General features: G+C 71.9%; 9 protein-coding genes. 4 read left to right on the forward strand and 5 right to left on the reverse strand.

Going from position 1 to position 9,218, the window contains the following annotated elements; genetic code table 11:
• Window positions 1-121: 121 nt before the first annotated feature.
• Window positions 122-667 (forward strand): DUF1697 domain-containing protein, encoded by a 546-nt coding sequence (locus E4099_RS23895; RefSeq protein WP_135341180.1) that lies wholly within the window; start codon window positions 122-124, stop codon window positions 665-667.
• A 241-nt stretch (window positions 668-908) separates the two neighbouring features.
• The gene (locus E4099_RS23900; RefSeq protein ID WP_135341187.1) at window positions 909-2,093 is read left to right on the forward strand and encodes an aromatic acid exporter family protein; all 1,185 of its coding nucleotides are present in this window, start codon (window positions 909-911) and stop codon (window positions 2,091-2,093) included.
• Between the two features lie 403 nt (window positions 2,094-2,496).
• Here E4099_RS23900 and E4099_RS23905 read toward each other — a convergent pair whose 3' ends face one another.
• Window positions 2,497-3,228 carry a DUF7873 family protein gene (locus tag E4099_RS23905; RefSeq protein ID WP_135341181.1) on the reverse strand — a complete coding sequence of 244 codons (732 nt, stop codon included), beginning with the start codon at window positions 3,226-3,228 and terminating at the stop codon, window positions 2,497-2,499.
• Window positions 3,229-3,381: 153 nt separating this feature from the next.
• Here E4099_RS23905 and E4099_RS23910 point away from each other — a divergent pair, with 153 nt between their 5' ends.
• The gene (locus E4099_RS23910; protein ID WP_135341188.1) at window positions 3,382-3,699 is read left to right on the forward strand and encodes a DUF6343 family protein; all 318 of its coding nucleotides are present in this window, start codon (window positions 3,382-3,384) and stop codon (window positions 3,697-3,699) included.
• A 210-nt stretch (window positions 3,700-3,909) separates the two neighbouring features.
• On the opposite strand, the gene E4099_RS23915 is transcribed toward E4099_RS23910, so the two are convergent.
• The 4 genes from E4099_RS23915 to rpsA all read right to left on the reverse strand — a co-directional run bounded on the left by E4099_RS23915 (window position 3,910) and on the right by rpsA (window position 7,857).
• Window positions 3,910-4,278: a tetratricopeptide repeat protein gene (locus tag E4099_RS23915; protein ID WP_135341182.1), complete on the reverse strand. Its 369-nt coding sequence runs from the start codon at window positions 4,276-4,278 to the stop codon at window positions 3,910-3,912.
• A gap of 101 nt (window positions 4,279-4,379) precedes the next feature.
• Window positions 4,380-4,988: a dephospho-CoA kinase gene (gene coaE, locus E4099_RS23920; RefSeq protein WP_135341183.1), complete on the reverse strand. Its 609-nt coding sequence runs from the start codon at window positions 4,986-4,988 to the stop codon at window positions 4,380-4,382.
• A 193-nt stretch (window positions 4,989-5,181) separates the two neighbouring features.
• Window positions 5,182-6,126: a PAC2 family protein gene (locus E4099_RS23925; RefSeq protein WP_135341184.1), complete on the reverse strand. Its 945-nt coding sequence runs from the start codon at window positions 6,124-6,126 to the stop codon at window positions 5,182-5,184.
• A 231-nt stretch (window positions 6,127-6,357) separates the two neighbouring features.
• Window positions 6,358-7,857 (reverse strand): 30S ribosomal protein S1, encoded by a 1,500-nt coding sequence (gene rpsA, locus E4099_RS23930; RefSeq protein WP_135341185.1) that lies wholly within the window; start codon window positions 7,855-7,857, stop codon window positions 6,358-6,360.
• Between the two features lie 359 nt (window positions 7,858-8,216).
• Here rpsA and E4099_RS23935 point away from each other — a divergent pair, with 359 nt between their 5' ends.
• Window positions 8,217-9,035 (forward strand): class I SAM-dependent methyltransferase, encoded by an 819-nt coding sequence (locus E4099_RS23935; RefSeq protein ID WP_135341186.1) that lies wholly within the window; start codon window positions 8,217-8,219, stop codon window positions 9,033-9,035.
• The last annotated feature ends 183 nt before the right edge of the window (window positions 9,036-9,218 follow it).

The raw sequence follows: 9,218 nt of genomic DNA on the forward strand, positions 1-9,218 counted from the left end.
CCGTGCCCCCACCTCCCTCTTCCCCGGACCCGAGACCGTCGGCCGGAACCGCGAGGCCGCCCCTTCGGGCCTGCGGTCGGCCGGCCCCGCCTCACACTCACCACCTCGCCCAGGAGACCCCATGGCTACCCAGATCGCTCTGCTGCGCGGCATCAATGTCGGCGGCCACAACAAGTTCACCGTCGCCCAGCAGCGCGAGCTGATGCACTCCCTCGGCTACCGGGACATCACCGTCCATCTGCACTCCGGCAACATCGTCTTCGCCGACCCCGGCACGGCCCCCGCGGAGTCGGCCCGCCGGATCGAGGACGCGATCGCCGATCGGCTCGGCCTCACGGTGCCGGTGATGGTGCGCACCCGCGACGAGCTGGCCGCCACCGTGGCGGCCAACCCCTACCCCGAGGCCATCGCCGAGCCCAAGACGCTGCATGTGGTCTTCCTGGCCGACCCGCCCGCCGACACCGCACCTCTGGCGGCGCTCGACCCGTCCCGCTACGCGCCCGACCGGTGCCGGCTGATCGGCCGGGAGATCTTCCTGCACTGCCCGGACGGGCTGCGCGGCTCCAAGCTCGCCACCAAGGTCACCGGTATACGGCTCGGCGTCACCATCACCGCCCGCAACTGGAACACCGTCAGCAAGCTGCTGGCACTGGCCGAGCGCGCATGACCAGGCCCCGGCCGCGCCCGCCCTCCCGGGCCGCGGTCGGGGTCCGCGGGGCGGCGGCGCGCCCGCTCCGGCAGGCCGGACTCCGCCCTCAGCGCCCGCCTCCCCACCGCGGCCGGTCCGCTCCGACCCCGGGCCGCCCCGGCACGCCTCCTGGCGTCCAACCAGGTGGCAGGCCACATTGCCGGTGTCACCCCGATCCGCTGCCGGGAAGGAGCAAGCTGTGCGCGAGGTCTCCGAACCCATGGCCGTGCTGATGAAGCACCGGCGCCACCCGGCCGTGGCCCAGGCGCTGCGATCCACGGTGGCCGCCACCATCTCCTATGTCGTGGCGCTCCACCTCAGCAGCGAGCCGGCCCCGCTGACCGCACCGCTCACCGCCCTGCTGGTCGTCCAGGTCACCCTCTACTCCACCCTGACCACCGGGATCCGCCGGGTGAACTCGGTGGTGGCGGGCGTGCTGGTCGCCAGCGCCTTCAGCGCCCTGGTCGGTCTGACCTGGTGGAGCCTGGGGCTGATCATCCTCGCCTCGCTGGCGGTCGGCCATGTGGTGCGGGTGGACGAGTTCGTCCCCGAGGTGGCGATCAGCGCGATGCTGGTCCTCGGCGTGACCCAGGTGGCGAACACGGCCTGGGACCGGGTGCTGGAGACGCTCATCGGCGCCGTGGTCGGTCTGCTGTTCAATTCCCTGTTCGCGCCGCCGGTGTGGGTGCAGCCCGCCGGAGAGTCGATCGAAGACCTCTCCAGACGGTTACGCGATCTCCTGACGCGGATCGGCTCGGAGCTGGGCGAGCACACCCCGGTCGAACGGGCCGCGGCCCGCCTCCACGAGGCCCGGCGCCTGGACAACGACGTCGCCGAGGTGGACGCCTCCCTGCGGCAGGCCGAGGACAGCCTGCGGCTCAATCCCCGGGTCAAGGAGGGGCTGCTGCACCGCCTGGTCCTGCGCACCGGACTGGACACCCTGGAGATCTGCGTCGTGGTGGTACGCGTACTGGCCCGGTCGCTCACGGACCTCGCCAAGCAGCGCACCGACCAACCGCTCTTCCCGGACGACGTGGCGGACGCCCTGAAGGAGTTGTTCACCCATGTCGCCTCGGCCGTGGAGAGCTTCGCGACACTGGTCACCACCCAGGTCAGCGCGAACGCCGAGGAAGCCGAGTCCAAGTTGGCCGCCGAGCTCGACGCGGCGGCCCAGAGCCGGGAGCAGGCCGCCCAGCTCCTGCTGCGCCGCGTCCAGGAGCACCCCGGCCAGTGGCAGCTGCACGGCGCCCTGCTCGCCGAGGTGGACCGGATCCTGGACGAGCTGGACATGGAGCACCGCGCCAACCGGCTGATGGAGGAACTCGACCGCAGCGCCCGTGAGCAGCGCGAACGCTTCCCGATGCTCGACCGCTTCCGGCAGCTGGTACGCGGCGACAGCGCCTGAGGCCAGGCGCGCCGAGCGGGCTCGCCAGGACCATCCCGCACCGGCACGTGCGCGCCCCGGAGAAGGAGCGGGCCCGGGAGCATGTCCAGCTCCCGGGCCCTTGGTGTGCCGCCATGTGCACACGCCGCACCTTGGCGGCCCGGGTCAGTCGTTACGTCGTCTGCTCTGCCGTTGAGCTACCGCCGCGCGGAAGAGCGGCGGACCGGATTCGAACCGGCACCGGACGACCAGGCCCGGCCTGGCGGTGCGGCGATCGGCGGCGAATGCTGAGTCTGGAGCGAGAATCTGAGATTGACCACGGTCCGGGTGAGTCCCCGGGCCGTGCCTTCACGACAAGCTTCAGCTTCAGCTTTGCGCTCCTCGCGCACCCCGACCGCGCGGAGGCGGCCGGGGAGTCATGGGGCTATCCGAAGAGGTAGCCGAAGACCGCGTCACCGACCCGCTGGTCGGTGACCTCCACCGAGTTCGCCTCCTCACGGGCGAACTTGACTGCCTGCTGGAGCTTCTCGACCCGGTCCAGGAGCTCGTTGACACGTCGCGCGGGCAGCGCGCCGGAGAACTTGACCGTGGTCCAGTAGCCGACCGGGATGTCCTCGTAGTAGACGTCGACCTGCGCCGGGTGCTTGTCGGTCGCCTCCGCCTTGACGTGGTTCCGCGGCACCTTCTTGGTGCGGACGGTGCGGACCGGGTCCGTCTTCCACGCGTCCGTCGACGGGTCCAGCGTCCAGGACTCGGCCGCGTCCAGGATCGGCAGCCGGCGCAGGAAGGCGCCCAGTTCGCTCAGCTGCTTCTCCAGGAACAGCAGATAGGAGACCGGGGCCTCACGCAGCAGGGTGCGCCCCTCGACGGTGACATCGGCGCGGGCGGTGCAGTTCGCCCAGTCCTTGGTGGCCGTGACATCGAAGAGGCGGGTCAGGGTGGCGGCCGTCTCCCGAAGCACGTCCTCGGCCTTGACCTGCACCCGGGTGGACTCGGGCGGAAGCTGCTCGCCCTCCTCGTCCTTGGGCTGGTAGGTGCGGGATATACCGGCCAGCAAGGCGGGCTTCGCCAGGCCGTGCTGAGCAGCCGCCAGGTCCTGCTGGGCCTTGGACTTGACGCCCTTCTCGACCGCGATGATCTGGTTCAGTTTCGCCACGCCCCGACGCTAACAGAACGTACCGACCCGCATCGAACGGTTATTCCTCATGGTCGGGCGCTGGTGGTGGCGGGCGGCCCGGGTGGGCCCGGAGCAGGAGTAACGTCGAGAGAGAGGCCGCGTACCCGACCGCTTCGGGAGATGGGTGCGATGTTGCGCACCGGCGATGAACCCGTACACGCCCGCAGCCCCCTGCGGCTGCGCTGCGGGCTGGCCGTCTTCGGCTTGGTGTGGTCCGCCGCGGGCACCGCTCTCTTCGCCCTGGCCGACCGGCCGGGCTGGGCGATCGCCTGCGGAGTGCTGTGGGTGATCACCGTCATCGACCTGGCCGTGGTGATCCGGCACATCCGGCAGGGGCCGCACTTCCAGCCCGGGCGCGACGTCCCGCCGTACGCCCCGGTCGACGGACGGGACCCGCTGCGGCCCCCGATGCCGCACCCGCGCCAGGATGACGAGGACCACCGGCCCTGAGGCGCGTGCGTACGCGGGGCGACACCGTACCCCCGGACGCCGTGGCGAGGCCGGCGGACCCGGGCCAGGCCGGGCCAGGCCAGGCCGGGCCGGGCCGAGGACCGTGGACCACTCGCCGGCCGCGGATCCGCGTCGCACGCTGTCACGGTCGGCGGGCCGAGCTGAACGTCCGCCCCTCGGGACGACCCGGCCGGAACCCTTGGGCGCCGGTCAGGCCGCTTCCCCGAAGCGCGCGGCGGCCACGAAGTCCGGGCGCGGGTCGAGGGCGGCGGCGAGGCGGAAGTGCCGGGTGGCCTCCGCCGACCGGTTGGCCCGCTCCAGGGTGCGGGCCAGGGCGAAGTGGGCGAAGGCGTTGTCGGGCTCCCGCTCCAGCACGATCTGGAACTCCAGCTCGGCGGCGCGCAGCTGGGCGCCGAGGAAGAGGGCGCGGGCCCGCAGCAGGCGGGCCGCGGTGTTCTCCGGGTGGGCGGCGATGACCGGGTCCAGCAGCTTCACGGCACCCCGCGGGTCGCGGGCGTTGAGCAGTTGCTCCGCGGCGCGGTAGTCGATCACATGGTTCTCGGGCGTGGGCTGGGGCACGGCCGGTTCCTTCCCATGAGCGCGTCGCCGCCGGCGGTACGCACCACCAGCGCTCGGTACGAGCAGCACAACGAGCGCCCGGACCGGCGCATTCCCGCAGCTCAGTCGTGCTTGCCCGCGGCCCGCTCCAGCAGCTCCGCCCAGACCTTCCTGACCTGCGGCTCCAGCGCCTCGAGCGGCCCGTCGTTGTCGATGACGACATCGGCGACGGCCAGCCGCTCGGCGCGGGGGGCCTGGGCGGCCATCCGGGCCCGGGCCTCCTCCTCGGTCATGCCGCGCAGCCGCACCAGCCGGTCGAGCTGGGTCTGCGGGGCCGCGTCCACCACGATCACCAGGTCGTAGAGCGGGGCCAGACCGTTCTCGGTGAGCAGCGGGACATCGTTCACCACGATCGCGTCCGGTCCGGCCGCCGCCGCCAGTTCCGCGGAGCGGTCCCGGACCAGCGGGTGGACGATGCCGTTGAGCACGGCACGGCGCTCGGGATCGGCGAAGACGAGGGCGCCCAGCCTGGGCCGGTCCAGGGCGCCCTCGGCGGTGAGCACCTCGGGCCCGAAGGCCTCGACCACCGCGGCCAGTCCGGGTGTGCCGGGCTCCACCACCTCGCGGGCGATCCGATCGGAGTCGATCAGCACCGCACCATAGGAGGACAGCAGCCGGGACACCTCGCTCTTGCCCGCGCCGATTCCGCCTGTCAGGCCCACGGAGAGCATGGCCGCCCCTCCACTCACTCGCCCCGCCCTCGCGGGGACGCCGGTCCGGCACGGATCCGGTGCCGGTCGGCGCCACGCTACCCGACGGTACGTGGGGCGGTGGGCCCGGTTCGCCCGTGACTACGCGGGGCTGCGCGGGGCTCCCGCGAACCTGGCCCACCGCGGAACCGGGCGGGCCCGGCCGAGCCTGCGCTCAGCTGCCGCCCTCGCCCTCCCGCTCGGCGAGGAAGCGCTCGAACTCGGCTCCCAGCTCGTCCGCCGAGGGCAGGTCCGCCGGCTCGGCGACCAGGCTGCCGCGGGTGCCGACGCCGGCCACCGCGTCGTACTGGTGCTCGAGCCCACGCACCAGGGAGACCAGTTCGTCGCCGCCCTCCGACAGCTGCCGCTCGATCTCCTCCTGCGTCTTGTGGGCCTCGGTGCGCAGTGCGTGGGCGGCGCCCGGCAGGACCAGGCCGGTGGCCGCGGTGACGGCCTCCAGCGCGGTGAGAGCCGCGTCCGGGTAGGCCGAGCGGGCGAGGTAGTGCGGGACGTGCGCGGCCACGCCGAGCACATCGTGGCCCGCCTCGGCCAGCCGGAACTCGATCAGGGACTCGGCGCTGCCGGGCACCTGGGCCTCGGTGAAGTAGCCGCGGTGGCCGGGCATCAGGTCCGTGCGGTTGCCATGCGGGGTGAGGCCCACCGGGCGGGTGTGCGGGACGCCCATCGGGATGCCGTGGAAGTTGACGGAGAGCCGGACGCCCAGCCGCTCGATGATCTGCCGCACAGCCGCCGCGAAGCGCTCCCACTCCACGTCCGGCTCCGGGCCGGTGAGCAGCAGGAACGGCGCTCCGGTGGCGTCACGCACCAGGTACAGCTCGATGGCCGGGGTCTCGTAGCTGGTCCAGTGGTCGTTCTCGAAGGTGAGCAGCGGGCGGCGGGCCCGGTAGTCGACCAGCCGGTCGTGGTCGAAGCGGGCCACCACCTGGCGCGGCAGGCCGTCCAGCAGTCGGTTGACGATCTGCTCGCCCGTCTCGCCCGCGTCGATATAGCCCTCGAAGTGGTAGAGCAGCACCAGCCCGGCCGAGTCCCGGGAGCTTATGGCGTCGACCGTCGCGAGCCCGCTCGGGTCCCATGCGTACACATCCTGCGGATCCAACACCGTGACGCTCCTCCTTGCGTTCCGTGTAGCAGAACATCCGGACCGTGCGCGGGCATTCCCGAATCCCGGGTACCGGGCCTTCTACCGCCGCTCCCTGGCCGCGTCCGTCCCACTACGCGCCGGTGGCCCGCGCCGCACGCCCCCCGGTGCGCCGGGACATGCCTGAGGCCCGCTCCCCCGAAGGGGAGCGGGCCTCACAACTCAGCTAGCGACTAGCCGCGGGGCAGAGCCTCAGCTCTGGCCGCCGGCGAGCTTCTCGCGGAGCGCGGCCAGCGCCTCGTCCGACGCCAGGGCGCCGGAGTTGTCCGCCGACTCCGAGGAGTAGGAGCCACCGGAGGCAGCGCCACCGCCCTGCGGGGCGGCGTTGCCGGCCTCGGCAGCGGCCTGCTCGTCGGCCTCGCGGGACTTGATGACCTGAGCCTGGTGCTGCTCGAAGCGCTGCTGCGCCTCGGCGTACTGGGTCTCCCACGCCTCGCGCTGGGCCTCGTAGCCCGGCAGCCAGTCGTTGGTCTCCGGGTCGAAGCCCTCGGGGTAGATGTAGTTGCCCTGGTCGTCGTAGGACGCGGCCATGCCGTACAGGGTCGGGTCGAACTCGACCGAGGCCGGGTCGGCACCGAAGGACTCGTTCGCCTGCTTCAGCGAGAGGCTGATGCGGCGGCGCTCGAGGTCGATGTCGATGACCTTGACGAAGATCTCGTCGTTGACCTGGACGACCTGCTCCGGGATCTCCACGTGGCGCTCGGCCAGCTCGGAGATGTGGACCAGGCCCTCGATGCCCTCGTCGACGCGCACGAACGCACCGAACGGAACGAGCTTGGTGACCTTACCCGGGACGACCTGACCGATCTGGTGGGTCCGGGCGAACTGCTGCCACGGGTCTTCCTGGGTCGCCTTGAGCGACAGGGAGACGCGCTCGCGGTCCATGTCGACGTCCAGGACCTCGACCGTGACCTCCTGGCCGACCTCGACGACCTCGGACGGGTGGTCGATGTGCTTCCAGGACAGCTCGGAGACGTGAACCAGACCGTCCACGCCACCCAGGTCCACAAAGGCACCGAAGTTGACGATGGAGGAGACGACGCCGGAGCGCACCTGGCCCTTCTGCAGGGTGGTGAGGAAGGTCTGGCGGACCTCGCTCTGGGTCTGCTCCAGCCAGGCGCGGCGGGAAAGGACCACGTTGTTGCGGTTCTTGTCGAGCTCGATGATCTTGGCCTCGAGCTCCTTGCCCACGTAGGGCTGCAGGTCGCGGACGCGGCGCATCTCGACCAGGGAGGCCGGCAGGAAGCCACGGAGGCCGATGTCGAGGATGAGACCACCCTTGACGACCTCGATGACGGTGCCGGTGACGATGCCGTCCTCGTCCTTGATCTTCTCGATGGTGCCCCAGGCACGCTCGTACTGGGCGCGCTTCTTCGAGAGGATCAGGCGGCCTTCCTTGTCCTCCTTCTGGAGGACCAGGGCCTCGATCTCGTCGCCGACGGCCACGACCTCGTTGGGGTCGACGTCGTGCTTGATCGAAAGCTCCCGGGAGGGGATGACGCCTTCGGTCTTGTAACCGATGTCGAGCAGGACCTCGTCCCGGTCGACCTTCACGATGACGCCGTCGACGATGTCGCCGTCGTTGAAGTACTTGATCGTCTCGTCGATCGCGGCGAGGAAGGCTTCCTCGGAACCGATGTCGTTTACCGCCACCTGCGGGGTGGTGCGGGTTGCCTCGGTGCTGCTCGTCATGTGGGAAAGGGCTCCGGTACGGACATGAAGTCGTAGGTACTGCTACGCCGTGAGCCCGCTATCGCACCGTAGAAGCCGGACAGCCTTGGAGGTTTCCTCCGCACTCCCTGGGGAGTTTGGAGGTCACCTCGGCAACCGAGGGGACATACAACAGATGCGAGCGCGGCCTGCTCTGTCTGAGGCACGCAGGCCCGCAGCGCAACTTGTAGCATACGGGGGCAGCCGGGCAGGGTCAATGCGCGAAGAGGCGCACATGGGACATTCGCCTCATACCTGGTCACTGCATGTCCGTGCTGCGACGCGATTCACACCGTGCCCCGCAGCCACAGGTCGACACAGAGAGTACGACGACGCGCCCGATGATCCAAGACAACGAGCTGACGGGGCCCGCGGAGCCGACCGCGACCCGGCGTACCGCGGACGACACGGAGAGCAGCCGGGCCAGCCGGGGCTGGTGGGACCGGAACGCCGACGAGTACCAGACCGAGCACGGCGGCTTCCTCGGCGACGACCGCTTCGTCTGGGGCCCGGAGGGCCTGGACGAGGCCGAGGCCCGGCTGCTCGGACCGGCGCGGGCGCTGCGCGGGCGGGACGTACTGGAGATCGGCGCGGGCGCCGCGCAGTGCTCCCGGTGGCTGGCCGCCCAGGGTGCCCGCCCGGTGGCGCTCGACCTCTCCCACCGGCAGCTCCAGCACGCGCTGCGCATCGGCTCGGACTTCCCGCTGGTGGAGGCCGACGCGGGCGCCCTGCCGTTCGCGGACGCCTCCTTCGACCTGGCCTGCTCGGCCTACGGGGCCGTCCCCTTCGTCGCCGACCCGGTGCGGGTGATGCGCGAGGTGCACCGGGTGCTGCGGCCCGGAGGGCGGTGGGTGTTCTCGGTGACCCACCCGATCCGCTGGGCCTTCCCCGACGAGCCCGGCCCCGAGGGGCTGAGCGTCGCCGCCTCCTACTTCGACCGCACGCCCTATGTCGAGCAGGACGAGAACGGCCGCGCCGTCTACGTGGAGCACCACCGGACCCTGGGCGACCGGGTGCGCGACGTGGTCGCCGCCGGCTTCCGGCTGGTCGACCTGGTCGAGCCGGAATGGCCGCACTGGAACCACCAGGAGTGGGGCGGCTGGTCCCCACTGCGCGGGAACCTCATCCCGGGCACCGCGATCTTCGTGTGCGAGCGGTAGGGGGGCGCCTCCGGCGGGGGCCGGGGAGAGGCGCGGCACGCTTCACCGGGCGCCGACCCGGCGGAGCCGTCGGCCACGGCTGTCCCGGGGCCGCGGGGACGCGCTGTCTCCCTTGGCGGTCGGGGCTGCCGTCACGTTCCGGCCGCTGATGCCCGGGCCGCCAGGGCCGCCCGGCCCGGGCGG

Source organism: Streptomyces palmae (assembly GCF_004684805.1).
In the GTDB taxonomy this organism is placed as follows: Bacteria; Actinomycetota; Actinomycetes; order Streptomycetales; family Streptomycetaceae; genus Streptomyces; species Streptomyces palmae.

What these genes read in the sequence shown, in the direction of transcription:
- E4099_RS23895 (WP_135341180.1), top strand. Translation starts at nt 122, where the DNA reads ATGGCTACCCAGATCGCTCTGCTGCGCGGCATCAATGTCGGCGGCCAC.
- E4099_RS23900 (WP_135341187.1), top strand. Translation starts at nt 909, where the DNA reads ATGGCCGTGCTGATGAAGCACCGGCGCCACCCGGCCGTGGCCCAGGCG.
- coaE (WP_135341183.1), bottom strand. Translation starts at nt 4,988, where the DNA reads ATGCTCTCCGTGGGCCTGACAGGCGGAATCGGCGCGGGCAAGAGCGAG.
- rpsA (WP_135341185.1), bottom strand. Translation starts at nt 7,857, where the DNA reads ATGACGAGCAGCACCGAGGCAACCCGCACCACCCCGCAGGTGGCGGTA.
- E4099_RS23935 (WP_135341186.1), top strand. Translation starts at nt 8,217, where the DNA reads ATGATCCAAGACAACGAGCTGACGGGGCCCGCGGAGCCGACCGCGACC.